Origin of the sequence: Metabacillus hrfriensis, from assembly GCF_030127205.1 — a bacterium.
Classification (GTDB): Bacteria; Bacillota; Bacilli; order Bacillales; family Bacillaceae; genus Bacillus_P; species Bacillus_P dongyingensis.
The window spans coordinates 3,558,097-3,582,435 of sequence record NZ_CP126116.1; the positions used below are offsets into that span (position 1 = coordinate 3,558,097).

General features: G+C 37.1%; 34 protein-coding genes, 1 tRNA gene, 1 pseudogene and 1 riboswitch. Of the genes and pseudogenes, 9 read left to right on the forward strand and 27 right to left on the reverse strand.

Annotated elements, in window-relative coordinates; genetic code table 11:
- Positions 1–199 precede the first annotated feature (199 nt).
- From QLQ22_RS17630 to QLQ22_RS17645, 4 genes are all read left to right on the forward strand, one after another.
- Positions 200–1,882, forward strand: coding sequence for a DEAD/DEAH box helicase (locus QLQ22_RS17630; RefSeq protein ID WP_223436654.1), 1,683 nt, complete (start codon positions 200–202; stop codon positions 1,880–1,882).
- Between the two features lie 25 nt (positions 1,883–1,907).
- On the forward strand, positions 1,908–2,702 hold the full coding sequence (locus QLQ22_RS17635; RefSeq protein WP_223436655.1) for a YqhG family protein: 795 nt from the start codon (positions 1,908–1,910) through the stop codon (positions 2,700–2,702).
- A 297-nt stretch (positions 2,703–2,999) separates the two neighbouring features.
- Positions 3,000–3,087: riboswitch (cyclic di-GMP riboswitch) on the forward strand.
- Positions 3,088–3,118: 31 nt separating this feature from the next.
- Entirely contained in the window at positions 3,119–3,250 is a 132-nt protein-coding gene (locus QLQ22_RS17640) for an anti-repressor SinI family protein (RefSeq protein WP_223436657.1), read from the forward strand.
- Between the two features lie 95 nt (positions 3,251–3,345).
- Entirely contained in the window at positions 3,346–3,681 is a 336-nt protein-coding gene (locus QLQ22_RS17645; protein ID WP_223436659.1) for a helix-turn-helix domain-containing protein, read from the forward strand.
- Between the two features lie 99 nt (positions 3,682–3,780).
- On the opposite strand, the gene QLQ22_RS17650 is transcribed toward QLQ22_RS17645, so the two are convergent.
- The 3 genes from QLQ22_RS17650 to QLQ22_RS17660 all read right to left on the reverse strand — a co-directional run bounded on the left by QLQ22_RS17650 (position 3,781) and on the right by QLQ22_RS17660 (position 4,850).
- Positions 3,781–3,981, reverse strand: a complete 201-nt coding sequence (locus QLQ22_RS17650) for a hypothetical protein (RefSeq protein WP_223436660.1) — start codon at positions 3,979–3,981, stop codon at positions 3,781–3,783.
- A 16-nt stretch (positions 3,982–3,997) separates the two neighbouring features.
- Positions 3,998–4,297, reverse strand: coding sequence for a DUF5658 family protein (locus QLQ22_RS17655; RefSeq protein ID WP_252207182.1), 300 nt, complete (start codon positions 4,295–4,297; stop codon positions 3,998–4,000).
- Positions 4,298–4,622: 325 nt separating this feature from the next.
- Entirely contained in the window at positions 4,623–4,850 is a 228-nt protein-coding gene (locus QLQ22_RS17660; RefSeq protein ID WP_252207183.1) for a hypothetical protein, read from the reverse strand.
- Positions 4,851–4,991: 141 nt separating this feature from the next.
- On the opposite strand from QLQ22_RS17660, the gene QLQ22_RS17665 reads away from it, so the two are divergent.
- Complete coding sequence (locus tag QLQ22_RS17665; RefSeq protein ID WP_420828874.1) at positions 4,992–5,258, forward strand: DUF3889 domain-containing protein; 267 nt, start codon at positions 4,992–4,994, stop codon at positions 5,256–5,258.
- Between the two features lie 164 nt (positions 5,259–5,422).
- On the opposite strand, the pseudogene QLQ22_RS17670 reads toward QLQ22_RS17665, so the two are convergent.
- The 10 genes and pseudogenes from QLQ22_RS17670 to comGA form a co-directional block, all read right to left on the reverse strand.
- Positions 5,423–5,647: pseudogene (locus QLQ22_RS17670) on the reverse strand (tyrosine-protein phosphatase); the annotation flags it as partial.
- 189 nt (positions 5,648–5,836) lie between these two features.
- Positions 5,837–6,016, reverse strand: a complete 180-nt coding sequence (locus QLQ22_RS17675) for a YqzE family protein (RefSeq protein WP_223436668.1) — start codon at positions 6,014–6,016, stop codon at positions 5,837–5,839.
- Positions 6,017–6,040: 24 nt separating this feature from the next.
- Complete coding sequence (locus QLQ22_RS17680; protein ID WP_284015279.1) at positions 6,041–6,559, reverse strand: shikimate kinase; 519 nt, start codon at positions 6,557–6,559, stop codon at positions 6,041–6,043.
- A gap of 75 nt (positions 6,560–6,634) precedes the next feature.
- Positions 6,635–7,009, reverse strand: a complete 375-nt coding sequence (gene comGG / locus QLQ22_RS17685; RefSeq protein ID WP_223436671.1) for a competence type IV pilus minor pilin ComGG — start codon at positions 7,007–7,009, stop codon at positions 6,635–6,637.
- Positions 7,006–7,503, reverse strand: a complete 498-nt coding sequence (gene comGF / locus QLQ22_RS17690) for a competence type IV pilus minor pilin ComGF (RefSeq protein ID WP_284015280.1) — start codon at positions 7,501–7,503, stop codon at positions 7,006–7,008. The genes comGG and comGF overlap by 4 nt, the downstream gene beginning before the upstream one ends.
- Positions 7,430–7,759: a competence type IV pilus minor pilin ComGE gene (comGE, locus tag QLQ22_RS17695; RefSeq protein ID WP_223436674.1), complete on the reverse strand. Its 330-nt coding sequence runs from the start codon at positions 7,757–7,759 to the stop codon at positions 7,430–7,432. Before comGE ends, comGF begins: the two co-directional genes overlap by 74 nt.
- Complete coding sequence (gene comGD, locus QLQ22_RS17700; RefSeq protein WP_223436676.1) at positions 7,746–8,198, reverse strand: competence type IV pilus minor pilin ComGD; 453 nt, start codon at positions 8,196–8,198, stop codon at positions 7,746–7,748. Before comGD ends, comGE begins: the two co-directional genes overlap by 14 nt.
- Positions 8,176–8,484 (reverse strand): competence type IV pilus major pilin ComGC, encoded by a 309-nt coding sequence (comGC, locus tag QLQ22_RS17705; RefSeq protein WP_223436678.1) that lies wholly within the window; start codon positions 8,482–8,484, stop codon positions 8,176–8,178. Before comGC ends, comGD begins: the two co-directional genes overlap by 23 nt.
- Positions 8,485–8,509: 25 nt before the next feature.
- Positions 8,510–9,544 carry a competence type IV pilus assembly protein ComGB gene (gene comGB / locus QLQ22_RS17710; protein WP_252207187.1) on the reverse strand — a complete coding sequence of 345 codons (1,035 nt, stop codon included), beginning with the start codon at positions 9,542–9,544 and terminating at the stop codon, positions 8,510–8,512.
- Positions 9,534–10,601 (reverse strand): competence type IV pilus ATPase ComGA, encoded by a 1,068-nt coding sequence (comGA, locus tag QLQ22_RS17715; RefSeq protein WP_223436682.1) that lies wholly within the window; start codon positions 10,599–10,601, stop codon positions 9,534–9,536. Before comGA ends, comGB begins: the two co-directional genes overlap by 11 nt.
- Before the next feature lie 197 nt (positions 10,602–10,798).
- Between comGA and QLQ22_RS17720 the strand changes: the two genes are divergently transcribed.
- A tRNA-Gln gene (locus tag QLQ22_RS17720) sits at positions 10,799–10,870 on the forward strand.
- A gap of 42 nt (positions 10,871–10,912) precedes the next feature.
- Here the strand turns inward: QLQ22_RS17720 and QLQ22_RS17725 are convergent.
- Together QLQ22_RS17725 and QLQ22_RS17730 are read right to left on the reverse strand one after the other, a co-directional pair.
- Positions 10,913–11,161, reverse strand: coding sequence for a hypothetical protein (locus QLQ22_RS17725; RefSeq protein WP_223436684.1), 249 nt, complete (start codon positions 11,159–11,161; stop codon positions 10,913–10,915).
- A 187-nt stretch (positions 11,162–11,348) separates the two neighbouring features.
- On the reverse strand, positions 11,349–11,729 hold the full coding sequence (locus tag QLQ22_RS17730; protein WP_223436686.1) for a Spx/MgsR family RNA polymerase-binding regulatory protein: 381 nt from the start codon (positions 11,727–11,729) through the stop codon (positions 11,349–11,351).
- 270 nt (positions 11,730–11,999) lie between these two features.
- On the opposite strand from QLQ22_RS17730, the gene QLQ22_RS17735 reads away from it, so the two are divergent.
- Positions 12,000–12,245: a DUF2626 domain-containing protein gene (locus tag QLQ22_RS17735; protein WP_070876617.1), complete on the forward strand. Its 246-nt coding sequence runs from the start codon at positions 12,000–12,002 to the stop codon at positions 12,243–12,245.
- A gap of 42 nt (positions 12,246–12,287) precedes the next feature.
- Here QLQ22_RS17735 and QLQ22_RS17740 read toward each other — a convergent pair whose 3' ends face one another.
- Positions 12,288–13,379 (reverse strand): class I SAM-dependent methyltransferase, encoded by a 1,092-nt coding sequence (locus QLQ22_RS17740; protein WP_284015281.1) that lies wholly within the window; start codon positions 13,377–13,379, stop codon positions 12,288–12,290.
- Positions 13,369–14,001, reverse strand: a complete 633-nt coding sequence (locus QLQ22_RS17745) for an MBL fold metallo-hydrolase (protein WP_223436689.1) — start codon at positions 13,999–14,001, stop codon at positions 13,369–13,371. Before QLQ22_RS17745 ends, QLQ22_RS17740 begins: the two co-directional genes overlap by 11 nt.
- A gap of 83 nt (positions 14,002–14,084) precedes the next feature.
- Here QLQ22_RS17745 and QLQ22_RS17750 point away from each other — a divergent pair, with 83 nt between their 5' ends.
- Both QLQ22_RS17750 and QLQ22_RS17755 read left to right on the forward strand, forming a co-directional pair.
- Positions 14,085–14,549 (forward strand): hypothetical protein, encoded by a 465-nt coding sequence (locus QLQ22_RS17750; RefSeq protein ID WP_223436691.1) that lies wholly within the window; start codon positions 14,085–14,087, stop codon positions 14,547–14,549.
- An 84-nt stretch (positions 14,550–14,633) separates the two neighbouring features.
- Entirely contained in the window at positions 14,634–14,807 is a 174-nt protein-coding gene (locus QLQ22_RS17755) for a DUF2759 domain-containing protein (protein WP_223436693.1), read from the forward strand.
- Between the two features lie 232 nt (positions 14,808–15,039).
- Here QLQ22_RS17755 and QLQ22_RS17760 read toward each other — a convergent pair whose 3' ends face one another.
- From QLQ22_RS17760 to QLQ22_RS17805, 10 genes are all read right to left on the reverse strand, one after another.
- Positions 15,040–15,351 (reverse strand): MTH1187 family thiamine-binding protein, encoded by a 312-nt coding sequence (locus QLQ22_RS17760; RefSeq protein WP_223436695.1) that lies wholly within the window; start codon positions 15,349–15,351, stop codon positions 15,040–15,042.
- Positions 15,352–15,378: 27 nt separating this feature from the next.
- The gene (locus QLQ22_RS17765; protein ID WP_338037047.1) at positions 15,379–16,485 is read right to left on the reverse strand and encodes a YqgU-like beta propeller domain-containing protein; all 1,107 of its coding nucleotides are present in this window, start codon (positions 16,483–16,485) and stop codon (positions 15,379–15,381) included.
- Positions 16,486–16,549: 64 nt separating this feature from the next.
- Positions 16,550–17,689, reverse strand: coding sequence for a M14 family metallopeptidase (locus QLQ22_RS17770; RefSeq protein WP_223436699.1), 1,140 nt, complete (start codon positions 17,687–17,689; stop codon positions 16,550–16,552).
- Positions 17,690–17,819: 130 nt separating this feature from the next.
- Positions 17,820–19,724, reverse strand: a complete 1,905-nt coding sequence (locus tag QLQ22_RS17775; RefSeq protein WP_223436701.1) for an LTA synthase family protein — start codon at positions 19,722–19,724, stop codon at positions 17,820–17,822.
- Positions 19,725–20,056: 332 nt separating this feature from the next.
- Positions 20,057–21,025 carry an ROK family glucokinase gene (locus tag QLQ22_RS17780; RefSeq protein WP_223436703.1) on the reverse strand — a complete coding sequence of 323 codons (969 nt, stop codon included), beginning with the start codon at positions 21,023–21,025 and terminating at the stop codon, positions 20,057–20,059.
- 67 nt (positions 21,026–21,092) lie between these two features.
- On the reverse strand, positions 21,093–21,293 hold the full coding sequence (locus QLQ22_RS17785) for a YqgQ family protein (protein ID WP_223436705.1): 201 nt from the start codon (positions 21,291–21,293) through the stop codon (positions 21,093–21,095).
- A gap of 167 nt (positions 21,294–21,460) precedes the next feature.
- A complete protein-coding gene (locus tag QLQ22_RS17790) occupies positions 21,461–22,627 on the reverse strand; it encodes a rhomboid family intramembrane serine protease (protein ID WP_223436706.1) in 1,167 nt (388 codons plus the stop codon).
- Positions 22,628–22,734: 107 nt separating this feature from the next.
- Complete coding sequence (locus QLQ22_RS17795; RefSeq protein ID WP_223436708.1) at positions 22,735–22,911, reverse strand: hypothetical protein; 177 nt, start codon at positions 22,909–22,911, stop codon at positions 22,735–22,737.
- Between the two features lie 58 nt (positions 22,912–22,969).
- Positions 22,970–23,740 carry a DUF92 domain-containing protein gene (locus QLQ22_RS17800; RefSeq protein WP_223436710.1) on the reverse strand — a complete coding sequence of 257 codons (771 nt, stop codon included), beginning with the start codon at positions 23,738–23,740 and terminating at the stop codon, positions 22,970–22,972.
- Positions 23,733–24,299 carry a 5-formyltetrahydrofolate cyclo-ligase gene (locus tag QLQ22_RS17805; RefSeq protein WP_223436712.1) on the reverse strand — a complete coding sequence of 189 codons (567 nt, stop codon included), beginning with the start codon at positions 24,297–24,299 and terminating at the stop codon, positions 23,733–23,735. Before QLQ22_RS17805 ends, QLQ22_RS17800 begins: the two co-directional genes overlap by 8 nt.
- Positions 24,300–24,339 lie beyond the last annotated feature (40 nt).

Below are 24,339 nucleotides of genomic sequence, written 5' to 3' on the forward strand. Positions count from 1 at the left end.
AACTTTCTTACTTATTAACATCCTACCATTATGAACAGCATTCATCAATCTATTTTTACACAAATATTAAACATATATTTTAGTTTAATGTTCGTGTTTAAGCTGATTTATTTGTATTTTATCATAATATGCTACCAATTCACACCTTAAAATGAACGATTCACTATAACAATACCTTTGCTTGAAAGGGCTGTCATTTATGAATGTGAAAATCAACTTTGATTCCTCCTGGCAAGATACTTTTTTTAAAAAATTAGAAAATGATGGGCCTTGGGCAAGTTGGGAAAATTACAAACTCGCCTGTGAAGTACAAAAACATTTAATTGTTCCTTCGTTTGAAGGCTTGCAGGCTCCAAATCATCTGACAGACTTTACTCCCCTGCCGCACCAATTAGAGGTTGCAAGACAGGTAGTTGAGCATATGAACGGCAAAGCGATACTGGCAGATGAAGTGGGCCTTGGAAAAACGATTGAAGCCGGATTGATAATAAAAGAATACATGATCCGCGGCCTTGCCAAAAAGATCTTAATTCTCGTGCCGGCCTCTTTAGTTTCACAATGGGCAAGAGAACTGCATGAAAAATTTTATATACCTGCTGTTGAGCAGAAGAAAAGCTACGTTTGGGAAGCATGTGATGTGGTGGTTTCATCTATCGACACTGCAAAACGAAGCCCGCACAGGGAAATAGTCCTTGCCCAGCAATATGATTTAGTCATTATCGATGAGGCTCATAAACTTAAAAATAATAAAACAAAAAACTATGAATTTGTTCAGAGCCTGAAAAAGAAATACTGCCTTCTTCTGACAGCAACTCCGATCCAAAATCGTGTTGAAGAGATTTTCAATCTTGTCTCTCTTCTCAAACCCGGTCACCTTGGAAACGAAGCTTATTTTTCAGAAGTTTTCTCAGCTAAAAATCGGTCTCTTGAACATCATGAGCATCTGCAGGAGCTTGTCAACAAAGTAATGATCCGAAACCGCCGCGGCGATACTGGAATTGACTGGCCAAAACGCCATGTTGAAACGGTTCCGATTGAACTCTCTCCAACTGAACGAAATCTGTACACAGCTATATCAAGACTTAAATCATTCGGAACTGTTGCTGCAAGCATGTTTTCCATTATGACGCTCCAAAGAGAAGCATGCTCAAGCAGGGAAGCCGTTTATATGACACTAAAAAAAATGATCGATCGGCCTGCAGGTGAGGCCTCCCCTCTGCCTGAACCAATCATCAGGGAATTGATGCAGTGCATTGATGAGGTTGACGGAAACACGAAAGCACAAAAAGCAGTGGAGCTTATTAAAAGAATTGATGATAAAGTCATTATCTTTACTGAATATCGTGCCACTCAATTTTATCTGCAATGGTTTTTGCAGCAGCACGGTATTTCTTCTGTCCCTTTCAGGGGAGGATTTAAACGGGGGAAAAAAGATTGGATGAAAGATTTATTTAAAAACCGTGTTCAAGTACTGATTGCAACAGAAGCTGGGGGCGAAGGCATAAACCTGCAATTTTGCAATCACATCATCAATTATGACCTGCCATGGAACCCGATGCGGCTTGAACAAAGAATCGGCCGGATTCATCGCCTCGGCCAGGAAAAAGACGTTTATATTTACAATATGGCTACAAAAAATACGGTTGAAGAGCATATATTAAAATTGCTTTATGAAAAAATTAATCTATTCGAAAAAGTAATCGGTGAGCTTGATGAAATTTTAACCAGATTGGATATTTCAAATTTTGAAGATCATTTGCAGGATATTCTCTTTCAATCAAAAAGTGAAGGCGAAATGAAAATCAAAATGGAAAACTTAACATCCATCCTTCATTCTGCCGAGCTCGAACACACTGAAAAAAAAGCAGCGAATGGAAAATAAGGATAGGCAAGGAGGCTTCAGAGAAATGCTGCAGCAAGAGATCAGTCAATTTTTAGAAAGTTTTTTTACAGCAAATTCGTGTCAAATCACTGATAAACACCCAGGATATATGACTGTGCAGTTAACAATCGAAATGGATAAAGAGCTGATGAACCGTCCTTTTTACTGGACCTATCTTGAAAAAACCGGCGGTGTTCCAAATCCTATGCAGGTGACATTTCTTACAGATGCCAAACAGGCTCCTGAAGATTTAAAAGGAGAAATTATGCATTTCGGAGCACCAAGACTCCATCAGATTTACCAGACGAGCAAAAAACTTGGAAGTCACATCCGCCTTTATGAAAACTCTCCGAATAAAGGAAGCTCGCAATCACTGCACCCATGGCTCGGAGTAAATGTCATGGTATCTTATCAGAGCGACAAAAAGAAGGACCATTTATATTCAATCGGTCTCCATTTGATCAGCGGAGCAATCCTGGAAAATTTTCAGGATCATTTAGAAAAAATGACCTTAACACCGCGAATTCCTGATCTTTGCTTTACAACATCCCCAATGATTAAGGAACAAAGCGGGTTAAATCGCATTCAGAACTATATCCAATCTATTATTGAGAAGGATGACCACTCATGGGCAGACGATGCAAGACAGCGCTGGAACTCTGATATGATGCTGCTCAGTCATTTTTATGAAGATCTTGATGAGAAACCGGAATCCTACCAATTAGAAAAAGCAGCATTAAAAGAATTATATGATCCGCAAATAAATGTTTCGATTGTAAATGGCGGAATTTTTTATTTGTCGCAAAATGCGTTCTATTAATGTCGAAAAACTGCAAAAACTTATTTTCAAAAGAGAAAATAAGTTTTTGCAGTTTGTTATTTTTCGTAAAATTTTCTGTCGTATCATAAAATCAAAGTCCATCAAAATGCCTACAATAAAGGAAGTTACACCCAATTAATTCTAATATTTTCTAATAATTGAAATTTTTTTTTGCAATCGACACATTTCAGCACAAAAAGTAAAAACCATTTTTTATAATAGTAGTAAATAAGATATATATACCTTAAGGACTAAAGAAACAAATATTTGATTTTGCAGACTCTACTATTGCACATAATCAGACAAAGGCAAACTTGCTGAAAAGCAAGGACGCAAAGTCACAGATCTAAGGTTCGTAATTAACTATGATGGCTGGACTGCCTGAAATACAGAGACGTATTTTAGGAGGAGAAAAAATGGAGATGTTAATGAAGGAAGTAGAAAAGATGGATCAAGAATGGAAAGATTTAATACTGTCAGCTTTGCAAATGGGAATCAGCAAAGAAGAAATAAGAGAATTTTTGAAAACGCAAACACTTAAAAATTGACAAACAGAAATTGTACATATTTTTTTGTAAAAATCGTTCTATATATATAACACCTCCTTCGTTATATGCTATAATGACTCTGGGAAGGTGATCATATGATTGGTGAACGCATCCGTAAATACCGTAAAGAACGAGGACTTTCTCTATCAGAGCTTGCCGATCGCGCTGGTGTTGCTAAATCATATTTAAGTTCAATTGAACGGAATCTGCAGTCTAATCCTTCTGTTCAATTTCTTGAAAAAGTCTCATCCGTACTGGGAGTATCCATGAATACCCTAATATTAGACGAATCAATTTATGAGACAAAAAAAGATAATCTTGATAATGAATGGGCAAACCTTGTTAAAGAAGCGATGGATTCTGGTGTAACGAAGGATCAATTTCGTGAATTTCTTGAATTTAACCGGTGGAAAATGAACCAAGATAAATAGAAAGCTTGTGTACTTTTTTCGTTCTGTAATTTTATTTAGATTAAGATAACTAATCCATACATTAAGTAGGCGTTCTGGCATATTCCCAGAGCGTTTTAATTATGCGTATTTATTAAAATGCGGGGCTAATTTTGTTCCGTTCTTTGATAAATACTTTTCCGGTTTAGGACTCGGCAAATTCAACGCTCGATTTGCTTTTATTTTTGTTAGATCATTTGTGCAGATTGGACAAATCCATCGTTCTGCCGGACAGCTGCTGAATGACGGCTGATAACAGCGATTGCAAAGTTTTTTATACATAAAACTGTCCCCCGCTTTATATGAAAATTAAATGAATCCAATAAACATGCATCGCTAAAATAATCCCATAAGCAAAAGAAGCCGTATAAGCAATGAATTTTACTGCCAATGACGACGGCAAGCACCTGTAATAAATAAATAAATACAGGAAAATGGAAAAAGATAGTTTAAAGCCTGCAAATAGTAAGGGATGTATCTCATAAAACAACTTCATAAATGGATTAGCTTCAGCTATTAAATTGTAGTGAAGGCCAATAACAGTAAGCCCTGCATCTAATGCATTGACAACAGCCAAGAATATGAAAGCCTGTTTCAAGGGAGACATCCCCTTTATAATTTACTGAATAATATTCTTTATTAAGAACATTCCGGCAGTAATTGATTACTAAAAATCTATTACATCATTTACTTTCGAGAAGTATTTTTAAATAGATCATTTAAATTATATGCCGTTAAATGCAAATAATATATTATCAAATACCGTCATTTTTTCGTTTTAAAGAACATATTTCATGGATTATCTGCTATTTCCTCTCTTTTTCTTATTTTTTCATCACTTTATAAAGAACATTTTTTCATATCTCTCCTTTTTTCGTACAAATTAAAAAAAAGAAAGCCGCTCAGTAACGGCCTTACTCCGGTTAATCTCCCCCTCCCCCTCCTCCTCCGCCGTCACTGCCGCCTGAATCTCCTCCGCCTCCCCAGTCAAAAAAGCCAGAGTCCTCGTGATGACGATCATCCGAATCTGATCCTGCAAAAGGAAATATAGCGGAGGAATCAGAGCCTCTCCGTCTTTTTTTACTTCTATACCCGTCTGTAATAATTGCAGCAATAACTAAAATAAAAAAGAAAATAATCACGAATACCATTTTATTGCCCCCTTCAGATAATAAACTCTTTTTGAATACCTGCTCCTGTTTTGGTAAAAATAACTAAAAAGGAAGGTGATACGTTTGAAAAAATCGATTGTTTTATTGCTTCTTCTCTTTATATACGGATTTACTCCCTCAATGGTTTCAATTTCCAGTACTGTTTCTGCCTCACAGCACACAGATTGGAAAGACTTTGCTGTCAAAGAGACGAAAAAGCGTTATCCTTTGTCACAGGTTCTATTTGCACAGAAGATTTGGGATAATACCAAAAAGAATCAAACAGTAAAACAATATAAGGTTACTGTACGTGAAGGAATGAAAGACATTGGTGTTTTTGTAACGATCTCTTATGATGCCAAATCAGAAAAAGTGAAAAAAATACAAGTGCTAGAAGAGGCAGATTAGAGCATACAGGAACGATTTGACCGAACAGTAATAAATGACACGAACATCCTGATAAAAACCAGAAAAGGTACCCAAAGGGCACCTTTTTTGGTTAATCAAGCAGATTTTGTTTTAGCTTCTCTATATGATCCTGATTAATCCAGCAAACCATTCCAGCATAATTTTCAATCGTTCCGTACTTCGTCATACACTTCAAGTAAATATTCCCGTCTCACTTCTAATACAGGCTTTAATTGTTCAGACGACACACGGAACAAGCTAAAGTATCTAATAAAGCGCTCAATCTTTTTCATGCGCGGCCCAATAAACCCGTTTGATAAAAGAAATTGATCGGTTACATCATTAATAGATGCACCTGCCAGAAGCTGAATCAAAGCTAAAACAAAACCTGTTCTGTCTTTTGTGCTGCAAGAATTTCCTGAGTAAAGTCAAACCTTCCACGCATTTCCTTCACTCTATTTTCAGGATCACATAGTCCGTCTTCTAATGTTCATATTTGTATTGTAAGATTGAGCAAACATTTTTGTATCGCCTGCTAAACATTGAATTCAAAAAAAAAGTGCTGTACTGCAAGCACTTTACCTTTTCTTCCTCATGAAAAACATGACAGCAAATGGCAAAATTCCGAACCATCTGTTTGCCAAAGGGCTCCGTTCTGTTTTACGGATTGACTTTTTTGCTTTTCGTTCTTCCTTTGGTGTATCCATGTAACGAACTAATTGCTGAGTCATATATTTCACATAATCATTTGTAGACAAAACAAACACCTCATGTACACTTTTTTATTCAGTATAGCCAGTGTCTTGTCTTTCTAGTCTCTCAATAATTTCTTCAGTAATATCATTAATTGATTTTCCTGTCGTATTTATCATAAATGAACAATCCTCATAAGCTGTTTTGCGGGATAAAAATAATTCAGTAAGCTCATCTTTTGAAGCATGTAAAGCAAGCGGCCGATTTTCATCCTGCTTTAGCCGTTCAAAAATGACATCCAGATCAGTATGCAAAAAAACGACAGTTCCATTCTCCATCATATACTTTCGGTTTTCTGTGCGGACAGGAAGCCCGCCTCCAGTTGTAATAACAACATCCTTCAGAGGGAGCAACTGAATGTATTTTGTTTCCAGATCTCTGAATACTCCCTCTCCCTGTTCTTTAAAGATTGTCTTCACTTGTTTTCCAGTCTTTTCTGCAATGAATTCATCAATATCATAAACAGGTAATTTCAGTTTTTCAGCCAATGCTTTTCCGATTGTGGTTTTTCCAGTTCCCATAAAGCCTGTTAAAAAAATAGCTTTCACAAACACTCACTCCGCATTTTTTTCATAACTTTAACACAGATTTGCTCATAATGGGAGTTGATTTTCAACTATCCTTTAATACACAGTCCAATAAACAATTTCCTCTTGGATTAAACTGTATTTATATTTAGCTGAAGTAAAGTTCTTATTTTCTGTTTCACAGGATAGTTCTACATAAATATGTTCTGAATCATTTTTCGAGACATTATAAACAATTGTCCCGTTTTTTAATTTAATGAGCTGCTGTGCTGCATGATCTTCTTGAGTAATCTGATTTAAGGAGTGCTTAACCCCATACAGCATAAGATTTTCTAATAAAACGGTCTGGCTCCTTTCATGATAGAACTTTTTTTCTGTTAAATATAAAGCGGTATGATGAAAGATAACCATAAGGAAAAATAGAGCCAATATCGATACGGAAGGCAGAATATATCCATTTTCGTTTTTCATTTCATGACCTTCAGTTCATGAAAACTTCTGAGGCTGCTGCGGTATTCATTATCCGTCATGCTGGTAACTGTAAGGGATGCGCCGCCTGCAATTGGCTCAAATTTTATATTTTTGACATTTCTGAGACAGATGATATGGCCAGTTCCATCCACTTGTCTGCGAATAAGATAGCCGTATTTTTCATATTCAATGATTCTTCCTGATTTTGATGTGAAAGAAATTCTTTGAGGCTCAACACTCAAATTCGTTCCTTCCCGCATTTCAATAACTGTCTGCTGCAGAAAAACTTCCCATTCAAGAAGATTCAAATCATTTTTCTTGTCAGATATACCATAAATGTAAGGGATAAGGATGGCCGAAGAGGAAACAATAATTAGGACTATGCTTAAAGAGAACATCATATTAAGAAATGTAAATCCTTTATTCTCTAAAAGAATACATGCATTCCTCCTTCGCAGCCTCATGGCTTTCCCACTTGATGCAAGCTTGATCAATTTCTTCCTCCTTGCTCCATGTTATCTTAAACTCTTGATTTTTAATGAAAAGGTTAACGTTCTCTTTTTCAAGATTTTCAAAATTTGAGAATTCAATGTGCTCTTTCAGGAGAACTAAGGCTTCATGGTAAACCTTGCTTTCTTCCCGCTCTTTTTTTAAATAGACCGATGCAGGAAGCAATATAAGAGAAATCATCGACCAAATGCTGAAGGCCATAAGTGTTTCAGCCATAGTAAAGCCTTTACTGTCCTTCAATTTTCATTCTCCCCATTCCCATATAAAAGATCATCTTGTACTTCTTATTGTGAAAGGTCACACTCATCGATCCACTTGATAATATTCCGCCTTCACTATTAAACTGGACGCGGGCATCCATTGTTAAGGGAGACATTTGAATCCCCGAATCATACTTAACAGTAAATAACCTTTTCGCAGGTATACCTCCCTCTACACCGATGTATTGATTTTTGGCCGTGTCAAATAGAATCATCACACCTATTTTATTTGAGATGGCATACTGCTGAGCATACAGGACATCTCTTTCGAGCGCTTCAAAAAACAAGTCTGCTTTTTTTTGACTTTGAAAGGGCTGAATAAAAAGCATCGTTATCACCATCAGAACAGACATAATGCTCATCACCATAATCGTTTCTAACAATGTATAGCCTGATTCATTCTTCTGTCTTTTCAGCAACCTTGCCATCACCATCAATAATCAGCTCCGTTCCATTCGGGCAAACAGGGGATTCCTCAATATATTTCTCAGTCTTAAGATCCTCTATAGTGGGTACTGCTTTTTGTTCAATTTGATAGGCAGTTGACTGGGCCTGTACTGTATTTTTCAGCCCTTCGCATCCTTTTGCCTGAATATTCGAGTGATGCTTCGTAATGTTTGGAATGGTAATCAAAAGCAGGACAGAAATCACAAGCAATACAATCAGCATTTCTATTAAAGTAAAACCTTTCTCATTTTTAACCATGGCGGTCCCCTCTTTTTGACTGATTTTATAAAGCTTCCATCATATGATACATTGGCAAAATCATTGATAAATACATCATTAAGACCGTCATGCCGACTGCAAAATAAGCTGCGGGCTGTATCAGCACAATGCATTTCATTAATTTGTTTTCAAGCCGTTCTAGAACAAATTGACTGTAAGTATATAACTCCCTCGCTAAATGACCATTTGCTTGTCCATGACCGATTACCTGAGTCAGCTCCTTCTCATAAAATAAGTTTCGTGCAACTAAACCTTCAAAACGTTCTCCTTTCTTTAGATGATCAATAAACCAGGAAGCTTCATCCCTGTAGAATGGGAGCAAGTTTTGATTTTCAAAGACAGTCAGGCTTTCATATATAGATAATCCGCCTTTCAGTAAATTGCTTAACTGCAAAGAAAAGTAATAACTGTTAATGAGGATCACAAATTTCTTCCAGAGCGGAATTTTTATTGCAATTCTCATTTTTTCCTGCGGCAGAAGCTTTTTAAAATAGCTCATGTAAAAAATGCTGCCAAGAACAAAAAGCACGATGATAAAAATGAGGAATAACTTAGTGCCCTGAAAGATCATAAAAAGAATTTCAGTTAGTATACTTGGCTTAATATTCATTGAATAATAGATTTGCTGAAACTGCGGAGCAATAACTGACTGAGAGATATACAGAAGAATACCAATCGTGAAAAAGAGGAAAAGAGGATATTGCAGAACTTTTTTCATTTTTTCGTGCTGCACAAGCTTCCGGTTCAGCATTTCCCCCCCTTCTCTAAGAGCAATTTCAAGATCTCCATGCCTTTCTGCGAAGTACAAATAACTTATCACTTCATTATGGAAGCGCAGCTTTTCAAATGCTGTGCGGACAGGTACTCCTTTAGATAATTCCCTCAAGCAAAAGAAAACAGCTTGTTTCTTTTCCTCATTTAAATCAATTGAAGTGAACTTCATTGCTTCATTCAGCGTATATCCTTTCTCCAAAAGATCGCTGAGTCTGTTTAAGAACATTGCCTGATCTTTGATTAACCACTTTTTTTTAATCTTCATATTGATAAATCCATTTATGCATTGACTGATTGGATAAATAGCCTAAAGCAATTCCTTTTTTAATAACATCTTTTAAGGTTATATAGTCACAATCCACTTCCTCTCCCTGGGCTTCTTTTAAGGCAAGGGTCAGATTTTTTCCATAAAGCATCTCGAAAACTCCAAGACGTCTGGACTTTCTCATCTTTTTGCAGTGAGGAGAGCATTCATTTGAGCAATAAGGGCATTTCATTGCTACAAGCCTTTGTGCCACAATAGCTAAAAATGTTTGTTCAATTTCAGAAAGACTGACATCAAATTCAAGCATTCTGTAAATTGCTCCCTTTGCATCTCTTGTATGCATAGTTGATAACACCAAGTGTCCTGTCAGAGCTGCTCTTATGGCAATTTGCGCAGTTTCCCTGTCCCTGATTTCACCTACCATTATAATGTCCGGATCATGCCTTAGAATGGCTTTTAACCCCACTGCATAAGTAATTCCAGCCTTTTCATTTACCTGTACCTGCAGGACTTCAGAGCTTTTCGTTTCTACAGGATCTTCAAGGGTAATAATACTGCGGTTAAAATTTTTTTTCGCATAATGAATCAATGAATATAAGGTGGTCGTTTTTCCTGAGCCGGTCGGACCGGTAAATACCATCAGACCATGAGAGTGGTTGATAAAGGAGAGAAGCTTATTTGCTGACTGTGGAAACAGGGAGAGGTGCGCAAGTGACGGAATGACTTCGTTTGGAAGTATGCGGATAACAAGACTTTCTTCAAAGATTGTTGGCAGGGTAGACAAGCGAAGCTGAACATCAATTGTTTCATTTGAAAGGGCTAATGCCCCATTTTGCGGCCTCCTTCTTTCTCCGATATCCATTGATGCCAAAAATTTAAAATGTGCGATGATCCGTTCACATACTTCTTTTCTAATGGTTCGATTTTCCACGAGGTCATCATCTATACGATATTGAATGACCGCATCCCGTTCTCTCGGGACAAAATGGATATCTGATGCATTTAATGAACACGCTTCTTCCACAATTCTTTCACTTAGCAGTTCGATTGAATTCATGACATCCTCCTTTCTGATCAGTTATACACAGCGTACTTGAATTTCTTTCAAAACGCACATCCTTAAAATGAAGTTTTATCATCCATTTTAACTGCTTTTCCGCCTGAAAATTTCATTATCTTTTATAGGAAATAAATAATTACGGACCGAACTGCATAATTTTTCATCTTCTGTCAATAATGTATAGAGATTTTCATTGGGCTATAGCCAAGCGGTAAGGCAACGGACTTTGACTCCGTCATGCGCTGGTTCGAATCCAGCTAGCCCAGTTCATTAAATAGAAAAAACCTGCGAAACTTCGCAGGTTTTTTCTATGCTTCTCTTTTGGCGTAATAAATATATGGTTTACGCTTGGATTTGAGTAATGAAGGTTTTATATAATATACCCGGTAACCGCTGTTTAAGATTTCATGATCAATGTATTTCAATTTGTTCTTTTTAGCGAATTCCTTTGATGCTTTCTCAATGCTCATCTCACCGGAAATGTAATTTGGACTTGAATAATCTGTTGCAACGTTTCGATTGCCAATGCCCTCTAAAAAGAATTGAATTTCTGTCATTTTTGCTCCACCTTTTCGTTCTTTATAATGAATTATTTCTATTCACTATACAAATAAAATGGCGGAAAGAAAATTTCTAAAAATGGGTGATTTTCTCATATATATCACCTTTACTTAGTATTTCTGAAGATTACTCTATTTTTCATAGAATTAGGTTTCCTATAAAGAACAAATCGTTCTTAATAAATCATGAAACGGATTTATGAATTTCCTTTTTCTTTGCAAGTTTTGTAAGTGACTGGGGATTATAACCTACAACAAGCTTTTTTCCGTCTGTTATAATCGGTCTTCTTAAAAGCTTCGGTTCTTCAATGATTAATTTTATTACATCTGACAACGGAAGATCATCAATATTTAAATTTAAGTCTTTATACGTTTGGCTGCGGGTAGCTAAGATCTCATCCATGCCATCTGTTGTAAGCTGGAGAATTTTCTGAAGTTCTGTATAAGAAGGAGTTTCACGAAACAAATGCTTTTCACTGAAATCGATGTTATGTGCTTTTAACCAATGCTTCGTTTTTCTGCATGATGTACAGCTTGGATAACTATAAAAAATTAACTCATTCATTGTTCTTCATCTCCCATTTTTGTATAAGGTTTGTTTAAAAATAACTTTCAGATCCCAGCAATTCTTAATATTTAATTTTATTGTACAGCATTTGTTTAACTTTTGTACAGAAATAACCACTCTAAAAACAATCATTTTTTTATAAAAAGTTTACACTTTGTTACATAAATGGCACTTCTAGAATGTAAACGCTATTTACAATGGTATTGGACGTACATTATAATAAAAAAAGTGATGGACTTAGGGACTAAACAAAGGAGGGATTGACATATGGATCGCATGTTCCGAGTATTAGGCTTTTGGACTGGCATCTTTGCTGTCATGTTTTATTTGGGAGATATGAAAACGACTTCATTATTATTCTTCGGACAGACTGGATTTTTTGTGCTTTTATCTTATTTAAAATTATCTGAACGGATGTATATTTACATTTTTGGAGCATATTTAACTGTTTTCTTTGTTGGCTTTACATATTGGACGACGTTTATGATGGTGCCTGGACAGGGCGGGCATTAATAATTAAAAAAGGGTGAGCTGCCAGTGGCAGCTCACCCTTTTTTAATAGATATCTTTTCCATGAAGGTTTGTTCCCTTTTCATGTATATATACTTGAAAAGAAGAACTCATCCCATCAGGCATAATTAAACTTCGAATTGCTCTATTTTGTTTCGCCGCTTCCCCAAAGGGATTGAGTTCTCCATTTTCCTTTAGATAAGAAAGGATTCCTGCATTCACTAAAAAAAGATCCTGTCTCTCTCTCTTCAGCAAAGTCCAGCCTAACTCCTCTGCTTTTTTTTCCAGTGCATCGAAATGGATGTGCGCAGTCAGGTCCATTTCAAATGGGCGTTCCAGCGGAGTCATCATTTTATGCCGGAAGTACCCCCGCAGGCTTCCTTCAAATCTTGCAGGATGCTGCCATTCTTTATTAGAATATCCATAGTCAATTGTAACAATGACTGCCTGCTCAGCTAAAGCATTTATCTCATCTAAATATTCGAGCATCGCTAGTGGAATCTCAAAGCGCTGTCCTTCGCTGAGCTGGATATTCTGCCAATCTAAGTAATTTCTTATTTTATCATTTTTTAAGGGTTCAAGCTTTTCAACAAGTCCACTTTCTTGATTAACAGAAATATACACTTCAAACAATTGGTTATGTCTTTTTTCAATGACTTCCACAGGAAAGGCATCGAACAATTCATTTGAAAATAGAATGCCTCTGTATGGCTTTGGAAGCTCGTGTATGGACGAAACAGATGTATGGCGATGCAGCTTAATGCCGCTTAATTGAAGTTCTCTGTGAAATCCGCTTTTTTCAGCGGAATAGACATTCAGTATTTTAAATGTTTCAGGAGATAAATCCTGCCATTCATGGAGCATGGCTGATAAAAATCTTCCAGTTCCTCCACCCAATTCACAAAAGGCAGGCTCAGCAGCTCCGCTTTTAACCAGCCGTGAAAACAGTTTGGCAAATACTTTTGCAAAGACATCAGAAACATTGCTTGAAGTATAGAAGTCCCCATCTTTGCCGATTTTCCGTTCATGCTTTGAATAATACCCGATCTCCGGATGATAAAGGACAAGATTCATGTATTCTGAGTAGGTAATGGCTCTGCCTTGTTTATGTATATAATCAATAACATTAGAAACCATTTAAATATGGATTGCTTTCCATTTCAGTTTCTATTGTCGTTTCTTGTCCATGTCCAGGCAGAACAATTGTATCCTCCGGCAGAGTAAGCAGCTTTTGATGAATGCTTTTTATTAACTGCCCATGGTCACCCTGCGGCAAATCTGTTCTGCCAATGCTGCCTGCGAATAAAGCATCCCCTGAGACAACAAAGCCGCTTTCCTTAAAATAATAAGAAATGCTGCCTGGTGAATGTCCAGGCGTTTCGTATATTTGACACGAAAAAGAGCCAACCGTGAGCCTGTCTTCCTGGTCAATTAAGTGATCTGCATCACGTGCAGAAATGGACTGTGACATAAAAGCTATCGAACCGTTCATCGCCGGATTTGCAAGCCATTTCTTTTCTTTACGGTGAATGTATACAGGTATATTAAATTGATCGCGTACATCATCGACTGCGCCGATATGATCAAAGTGTGCATGTGTCAGCAGAATAGCGATTGGCTTTAATCCTCTTTTTCTAATATGATGAATTAACTTTCCGCCTTCACTGCCAGGATCAATGACAAGACATTCTTTTATAGAATTCGCAATTAGATAACAATTTGTTTGGAGAGGTCCTAAAGGCATCTGCTCCCATTTCATATGAACACCCCGATTGCATGTTTTTTCTTTCTATTCTACACTAAACTTATCATGAACTAAATGATATGGGAGTGAAAAGTGGGTTGAAGGTGTATTATGGAATCGAATGGCACTCAGACGCGGATGTTAATGACATCATTACCGATTATGAATACTGTGATAAAGATAACAGTATACTGATAACAGATTGTTTCAAGCAGGCAAGCCTCTTAAAAAATAACTTTATCTCCAAAAAGATCTTTGAGGACATGCACCAATTAATTCTTTTGCACCCCACAGAGTTATATGGCTCTTATACAGACTACGGAATCATTGCAGATTCAGGGAATCACTACCTATTCAAGGATATGGTTTGTCATTTTCACCTCAAGTCAACTGACTTCACGCAGATGAAGATGTGTATGCTGCAGCTTGAGGAACATTTAATCGCTGTCAGTGATAAAACATTTTATGCGGACAGAAACGACTCCGAGCTTGTTCGAAAAATTGCTGAATCATATGATGTAACGGCAGAAATCGACCTCGACAAAAAGAATGAAAACGTTTAAAATATTAAAAGGAATATTTTGTTTTTCATTCTCAGTTTACATTTCGACTTAAAAAAAGACTTACATACGTCAGGGGGCTTCAAAATGGGATTAGTTATTATATTCGCTCTAGTTACATTACTGTCTGTATACGGACTTTACCGCTCGTTTAAAGGCAAAAACGTACTTGGCATTGTCTTTGCCGGAGGTACTCTTGCAGTATTTGGATGGTTCACCGTTATGACAATCATCCATCATGGATTTCCTACTGCGCATTAATAAGAAAAGCTCAAGGGGCCTTGTTCAGCTCCGTAAGCGTATAAGAATCAGCCAGAAAGGTCCTGGTTTGACTTTTTTGGCTGATCATTTCTGACCTGGAGTTTGGCGCATTGCTTGAAATGATTGCTCCAAATCTTATACACCTATAACCTAAAATAGGAAAAAGCGGCGAGAGTCTGTCTGCGTAAGCAGAAATAGATTCAGCCGCTTTTTCTTTTTTTGAAATTAACTATTACCTTGAGTGAAGATTTACACTGTTCAATTTGCTTTCCATCGTTGAAGTTTTATCTCTGCGGTCATCGATGCGGATATTTGTGGCCACACGCTTAATCCCCTTCTCAAACGGTGATTCATGAATGGTTTTAATAACGTCAAGCAAGGTTGATAACTCACCCTCAATTATTGTATTCATTGGAGTCAGCTGAAATTTAATTTTGCCCTCGCGTTCATATTCTTTTAGAATTGATTGAACTGCGGCTACATATTCACTTACACTTGCTGTTTCGGTGCCTATCGGGATAATGGTTACGTCTGCAATTGCCATATATTCTTACCGCCTTTTAAGATGTTTTCACTTTACAATACCTTTAATTTTGTAGTCTTTCAAGTTAATCACATTTTCTAAATAGGATCCATATAAGGCAAGTTCCCCATTTGGAGACACTTTAATTTCGCTGTTATCAATATTTTCTAACACGGCTTCCGTTTTTTTGCTTTTAGGATCGACAGCTGTTAAATTGAATTTATTTTCCACAGTTCCAGGAACAAAGGTATAGAATAAACCGCTTCTGCTGGAATAATCAAATTCAGGTACAAGCCATTCCGAGTATAGTGGCAGCAGCTCCACATCAAAAGAATAAATAATATCCTCATAATTTCCATTATAAAAAGTATAAGAACCTATTGATTCTTCTTCATTCTCAACCTGAACAGCAAATGAATAATCTTTAAAATTCGCGTGAGAAATAATATGTTCTTCAATCAAAACTTTCTTCTTACTTACTAATGAATGCTTATATAAAGGAGCTGTTAATTGCGGTTCGGCTTCATTCCATTTTAGATACGTTACTTCCCCATCAGACAGCCACTGTATAAATGGAATTTCCACAGGATTTTTATCTAATGAAAAATCACTCATATTCAATATGAAGGTTTGAAACGTCCAGTTTTCATCAAAAGAGGTCAAAAATAATCGTTCCCCTGTCGGACTCCATGAAAATGTAAGCTCAGAAGAGGGAATTGTCCGTTTCGTTTTCACATTTCCCATTGGATCGATAATCGTAATTTCTGCTTCAAAGCTTGATGGACTGGCGTGAACAAGAATTAAATTTTTTTCAGGATTCAATTCGAGCTGCACGATAGAAGCTGATGATTCAAAAAGTATTTCTTTTTCACCTGTAAAGAGATTATATTTATAAGCCGTTGATTTTTCCGCATTTTCGCTCAAGTAAAGTATATGCTGGTTATCAAGCCAGCCTTCAACTGAAAAGAAATCCTCATCCGATAAAGGAATAAGGTTTTTTTCCTCAAGAAAATCAACAGAGATATACCGTTCTTCTATTCCTGGCTTTCTTAACTCTGCAAGTTCAGAAACACCATGAGGTTGATGAGATTGCTGCGAACAGCCAGTGATTAATATTGCCGTTATGATTGCTAATAGTGTTACTCTGAATCTCATCAACGAATGCTCCCCTCTACTGTCTCACAACTTGTATTACGTTTTATTCAATCAAATTGTTTCATCATTTTAAAGAATATAATGAAGCCCAGAAAATCCCTCTGCTCTTTTCATATATCTCATCAAATTGATTTAGCGGCAGCGGATTGACACCAATGCCAAGTTCTATGGTGAAACCGCATTTTTTCTTTTCATAAATAAACCAATCCCGGAAACCCGCATGACTGTCTAAATTCTTTATAGCTTTATATCCGCTGAGGCGGCTGTATTCAGTCACAATGGACAATGCTTCCTCCGGTTCACAGTTCATGTACCCCCAATAGATCTCCTCACCCTGGGTATGTACAGCCACTATGAGGTCAAATTTTCCAGCATCAGCAAGTTTAGCCATTGCAATAGATTCCGGTTCGGTAAGAGGAGCATCTCCAGGATAATCTCTCGAGGCAGGAAATTTAGGGATCTTTCTTTCCTTTTCTATTTCCCAGAATGCAGGATACTGATTATTCAGATCTACTCCATTAATATTGGCTTTCCATTGCTCAAAATCTAAACTGTTGTTATTAATAAACATAACAGATTGGTAATGGGAATGCTCTGGCGGCAGTCCATTAATCACCAGCTGGACCCCATCAGGATTAACCATTGGAACAAAAGATAAAGTCGTATTTTGATACAGATCCATCGCAGAATGCCCTTCAAATGTACCCCCATCTACTACTGCTTCCAGGTACTCATGAAGCCAGCACATTAATACGGATGTTGTAATCCATTCATTAGCATGAAATGATCCATTCATGTGAACCTTTTTTGTGCCGGTTCCAATCAGAAGTTCAAAAATAGGAAGACCGAGTACACTTTGTCCGATCGGCCGCTTCTCTATAAACGGAAAAGCTTCCGTTACTTTTTCCAGATCTTCAAGAAGAACATTGTAATCATATGCCCGTTTTTTTTGGATAAACTCGGATGTTTTTTGCAGACAGTCATTACTCTCATAAAAGTCTATTATATTCCTAACCGGGGCCTTATTGGAAGTGGACGATATGTGACATTTCAATTTTTCAGTATAAGGAATATTGAATGTTTCACCAGACTTTATGAACGTTGATTTCAAAAGGGGATTTGAATCATAAAGCAGCTGCTCATGAACGTTCAATATATTTGACAGTTCTTTTAGATTTGTGTTTTTTTCTGCTCTGACTTTCATCCTGATTCCTCCCTGATGTTTGGTTATTATTAGCATATGATTCAACTTCCCTATTCTTGTTAAACGCATTAAAACAGTCAGAAAGACTGACAAAAAAAGCTTTGGCCTAAAGGCCAAAGCTTTTGATCATTTATTTATTTGTTTCTTCCTGAGTTTCTTTCTCATCTTTTCCATTTTTCATTTCATCATAGAAACGCAATAAATCTCCATAGATGATTTTATCTGAGTAATTTAATTCCTGCTTCGCTTTTTCCATATACGGCTCACATGCTTTATTATCTTCAGCCGGTTCGCCGGTTGATTTATCGTAGCATGTTCCGCTCGTATATACGAATTTGTCTGTAATGAAGCTTCCATCACGCAGTACGGTAAAAGGCAATTTGTCTTTTGAGAATAAATCTTTGCCGAATTCAATTTCATCATTCGTCTCAATTCCTAATAAATGCATAAGTGTTGGACGAATGTCTATTTGACCTGAGACATCTGAAATTGTTTCAGGATTTTTATCTGTTACACCTGGAATATGAACAACAAACGGAACTCTCTGCAGCTGGATTTCATCAAAAGGCGTTACTTCTTTTCCTAAAAACTGACCCATTGCAGCATTATGGTTTTCTGAAATTCCATAGTGATCACCGTATAAAACAATGATAGAGTTTTCATATAACCCTTCATCTTTAAGCTTTTGAATGAAATTTTTCAAAGCTTCGTCCTGATAACGGACAGTCGGGAAGTAGTTATTCAATGTTTTGCTATTTGAATTAAATTCATCTACCATTTTGTCTTCTTCATTCAGTTCGAATGGGAAGTGATTTGTAAGTGTAATATGCTTGCTGTAAAATGGCTGCGGCAACTCTTTCATATGATCAACAGATTGTTCAAAGAATTCCTTGTCTTTAAGTCCCCAGCCGACAGAATTTTCTGCGTTTACTTCGTAATCATTCACATCAAAGAATCTGTCATATCCTAAAGCCTGATACATGATATCACGATTCCAGAAGCTTTTATTGTTTGCATGGAAGACAGCCGAGTAGTAGCCTTTATTTTTCAATAATTCCGGAGTAGCTACATATTCGTTATTGCTGTTTGTGAAAAAAACTGCACCGCGTCCAAGAGGGTAAAGGGAGTTATCCACGATAAACTCTGAATCCGATGTTTTCCCCTGGCCAGTCTGATGATAGAAATTATCAAAATTGTAGCTTTCTCCAATAAAGTCATTAAGGAATGGTGTAATCTCTTTTCCATTAATTTTTTCATTGATGACAAAGCTCTGTGTAGATTCTAATGAAACCATAATCACATTTCGGCCTTCAGCAATGCCGAACATTTCATCATTAGGCTCTTTTTTATTAGCTTTTACATAGTTTTCAATTTCAGTAAGACTGTTGCTGTCAGCGAGTGCACGCTGAGCAGACGTTTTCGACTGCAGAACCCCGTCGTAAATATGGAAGTTATAAACACTGATATTTTTAACAAGCATTTCTCTATCGAAAGATCGTGTTAATAGCTGCGGACGCTCTGTTTCAGCAAGTCCAAGGTTGAAGAAAAAGACACCAGCTACTAGTAGATAGAAAGCTGTTTTTTCTTTTCTTGTCACAGCTGCCTGAGTTTGGAATCTTGGACGCTTCATAAGCCAAAAAAGAATGACAATATCAACTAAAAGCAATAAATCAATTGGTTCAAACAGTGAAGAAATACTGCTTCCAAGATCCCCCATATTGCTGGTCTGAAATAATACAGGAATTGTTAAGAAATCATTAAAGAATCGGTAGAAAACAATATTGGCAATAAGGACAGCCGTAACAATGATGCTTGCCCCCAAAATGTACCTGTTTCGATTCTTCTCTTTCATAAACAGTCCAAAACCAAAAATGAACAGCAGAAAGCTTAATGGGTTTATGAAGAGGATAAATTCCTGTGTGAAGTTTTCAATTTTAATGTCAAAGCTAGTTTTGTAGACAATGTATGTTTTCACCCACAGTAACAATGTCGCAATTAGTAAAAATGAAATTTTAGAAAGTGATTTAATACGCATTTCATAACCTCCTCATACGTTAGAACCTGCGTAACGATTATATTCCATTTATTTATTTTCCATAAATTAGGCTGATATGAAACAACTAAATCATATCTTAATACTTCTTTAACAAAAAATCAATCGTTTTTAACATTGCCCTTACAATAGGATGATAGAATAATAATGTTCAGCTTATTCCTTTTACCCTATAGTTAGACGTATAAAACCTAAAAAAGTTTCAAATTTGCCGAAATAAAATTATTTAGAATATTCAGGAATAATAAAGGAGCCTTATCTCACAAAGATAAAGCTCCTTTATATTATGACTTATTATATTATTTATATGTGCATCACACTGTTGAAAGCTTTGTTTTCACAAGCCAAGCTCCGCCGATGACTCCTGCATCATTGCCTAAAGTAGCAATTGAAATGGAAGCTCCCTCTGCCACGCGGGGAAAAGCAAAACGCTTAAAATATTTTTCTGTACTTTTTCTTAAATGTTCGCCCGCTTTTGAAACACCTCCGCCAATGACAATCTTCTCCGGGTTTAAACCGTTGGATAAATTGGCAAGAGCAAGTCCCAGTTGTTTTGTAATATACTCAACAACCTCTGAAGCAACTAAATCGCCTTGTTCAGATGCTTCAAAAACATCTCTTGACGAAATAGTTCCATTTTCCTCATATAATTTTCTAAGAGTACTAGGTGAATCGCTCTCATTCAGCTTTTCTACAGCAAGCCTTACAATTCCGGTTGCAGAAGCAATTGTTTCAAGACATCCTTCTTTGCCGCAATTACAAGGGGCCCCTCCCTCTACTACAGAAGTTATATGGCCGATCTCACCGCCAGCTCCATTCACACCATGCACGACAATGCCATTTGAAATGATGCCTCCGCCTACTCCTGTACCTAAAGTTACACATATAACATCTTTCGCTCCGTCGCCGGCACCTTTCCACATTTCTCCGATAGCAGCAATATTTGCATCATTGTCGATCACCGCTTGTAAACCTGTTTCGATTTCAAGATGATGCTTTAGCGGGTAGTTCTTCCAGCCTAAGTTTACTGTTTCATAAACAAGGCCTGTTTCTAAATTCACAGGACCTGGGGCTCCCATGCCGATTCCGGCAAGTTTTGACTTCGTTTGTCCGAGTTCGGCAAGTTTAGCATCGATTGCTTTTGCAATATCTGTTGTTATCGTTTTCCCGCTTTTATCTGTCGGTATTTCCCATTTTTCGAGCATTTCGCCATAATGGCTGATAAACGCCATCTTAATTGTTGTGCCGCCTAAGTCAATTCCTACTAGCCATTTATCTGTCATTGTCTCTGTCATCCTTTGTTTATATTATTCTAAGAAACCGCTTGCACAATTCATTGAACGGTTTGCTTTAACTTTTTTTCCTCACGCGCTGGCCCTCTTGTCTTAAAAGCAGCACAGCCATCTGATAATCCTGAACTTCGATAAGATTTGAGTCAAACAGCTGTCTGACTTCCATTTCCATAAGTTCTAAATCAGCTGAACGATCTCCAATGTATATGATTGTTCCATACTTTTTTAAAAGCTGCTGAATATCATAGATTGTTTTCACTTTCCCACCTACTCATTTGAAACTTAATCTAACTACATTAAAGTATAAAGGAATGTCGTAGTGCGTCAAGAGAATTATCTGTAAAAAAGGAAATATCCGTAATGATAGAAAAAATTAGGAGGTTTATTAATGTGAAAAAGAGCAGTTTCCTGCCCTCCTGAAGTTTTTTAGTATACCTGTCCATTATAGAATCCATAAAAGTAGGCAAAAACCACAAACAGAATGGACAGTAAGGCTCCAATCAGCCTCAGTCCCCATTTGTGCTGTTTTGGCAGCTGAACAATCAGCGCAGCTAAAAAGCCCCCAAACAATCCTCCAAGATGACCTGCATTATCAATATTCGGCACAGCAAATCCAAAAAGAAGATTCAGCACAATTATGAAAATTAAATTTGAGCCAATCGTTCTGAAAAACAGCTTTGGATTACTAATTCCTAAATAAAGCAATGCACCGAAACATCCAAAGATGGCTCCTGAAGCTCCTGCAGATATGGAAGGACTCAGAGCAAAGCTTGCAAGCGTACCTGCTGCACCTGCAAATAAGTAAATGACTAAAAATTTAACAGAACCGTACATTTTCTCAACTGCGCTGCCAATATAAATTAATGCCAGCGTGTTCATCAAGAGATGAAGCATGCCAATGTGGAGAATAATTGGGGTAAAGAAACGCCACCATTCACCGCTAATAATAGAGGGGTTGTATTTAGCGCCAAACTGAATTAAGGTTTGTGTGTTTTGACTTCCGCCTGCTGCTTCTAAAAGCATAAACATAAAGATTTGGACCGCAGTAAACGTGTAGGTGAAAATTGGTTTTCCAAAATTGAAAATTTGTTTTTCTTCCTTTATTCTGCGATTTGAGTGTGAAATGGCTTCACTTTTTAAAATGGCAGTGTGAATTGTATCTGATGTTTTAACAGATAGGCTTACTCCAAGCAGCTTTTCAAGGTAAAAGAGGATCTCCTCTTCATTATCTTTATGAACGACAACTGATTTTAAAGTGGTTTGTCCCTCATGATAAGGTTTTTCAATTCGAAACTCCCAATGATCTACCGGAGGATAAGCAGAAATATACACATTTAATAATTGTATGGGATGCTTCCAGGACTGTTTGCGGATGCGGTCTATGTGCATCGCTATTCTTTCAATATCCTGCTGCAGCTGACTGCCCCAATCAAGGTCCTTTCTAATAAAGCGAACAATTTGAAACTCTTTATTGTTGTATGGACCAAGCAAGACTTCCTGCTCATCATCTGATAAACGGATCATCTGATAATCATGCTTCGTGACAACATCATGGATTAACTTCCAGAAAAGCTCATCCTGCTTAATTCCCATATTCTTCTCTCCGAACTTTTTATCAATAGTATATCAACTAAAATGGATGTTGTTAAAGAATTGTGCTTTTCAAATAAAAAAACACCTGTTTACCAAACAGGTGAGCGTTAACGAAAAGCACGAAACATAAATTTTTCCCTGATAAATGGAATTCTCATAGACAGCTGAATAAAAAAGTGGCGAATATTCGGCTGACTGAGCACAACGTTCATCAGACGGTAGCGATACTGGTAAAAAGCAAGCATTCCGAGCACCATAAGAAGTATAGAATTTAATTTTCGCATCTTCATCCCTCCTAGTGATACTTTTTGCCGGGATCCCTTTTTTTATCCGTATTTTCTTTCAGTATATAAGGACCGCTAACAAAGAAGCCGCAAGAATTGCTGAAAAATTAACTGCATCATTGTTTAATAATCCTTTTATTTTATTGCCCTGTTGCTGACAATGCGAGTATCGTTCTGTTTTTTTCCCGCAGGCAGGACATTGATATTGCACCTGAATAGAAGCCCCAAGCACCGTATCTATCAAATTGCCCATGAATCCAAGCAAAATGATAAGCAGTAAATCCACAGCTTGAATTGAAAGAACCAAATAAGCTGAAACTCCTATCAGGCATGCACCGGAGAGTGCTGATGCAGTTCCAAGAGTACTTACTGCTCCTGATGTTCCTTTCTTTACCTGCTTCAAAGTAAAAATCATTCTTGGCATTTTTTTGCTGAGCGTTCCTATTTCAGATGCCCATGTATCTGCGTTTGCTGCAGCGATAGAAACGCCGTAAACCGTGAAACTCCCGTCAAATGGCATAAAAGCATTTACTATGCTGATGAATGCAGAAACACCTCCATTTGCCAACACTTGGATGGCGTCTCTCTGATCCCCTTTTACAAGTAAATCGTCTACACTCTTTTTTTGATCACGCTTAAACTTGCTCCAAAAACTTGAGCTTCCAAAGAAAATCCCGAGTAAAATCAATCCAGGATAGCCGAAGCCTGCAAAAATAGAAATACCAATAAAGCATGCAGCAACAGCTCCGCTGAATGTTAAAGACTTCATCTTCAGTCCTGCAAATGAAATCAGGAGAATAAAGGATATGGCAAGAAAATGATCACTCACTTGTTATAATCACCTCATTTTCCGTCAAAATTTGATGGACAGGCACATCATGTGCTTCAGCAGGAATACATGAAACCAATTGAGCTTCAAAAGCCAGTGAAACCGTTAAACCGCTGTATTGTGTCAAGTACCTGTCATAATAACCCCCGCCATAGCCAATTCTATAGCCATTTTTGTCATAGCATATCCCAGGAACTAAAAGAAGATCGATTTCATCAGGGGAAACTGGGTCTGTTTTTGAAACAACAGGCTCTTTTAAGCCAAAATAAACAGTTTCAAGCTGCTCGATTGATTGAAACGTCCGAAATTCCATTTTCTTTTGCCCTGGATAGCATTTAGGAATTGCCACTCTCTTATTTTGCTTTAAGGCCTCTTGAATGATCAGGCTCGTGTCCACTTCTTTTCCATTTGAAATGGTAATGGCTATTGTCTTGCTCTGCTGCCAGAAGGATTGCTTAAAAAGTCTTTTATTTATACGTTCGCAATTCTTTTTGTATGTATCGAAGTCTAAAGATTCGAGCTTGCGTTTTACGTCATTTCTAAGTTCTGTTTTCAGCATGCCAATAACTCTCTCCTTGAACAATATTTGTATGTATAAA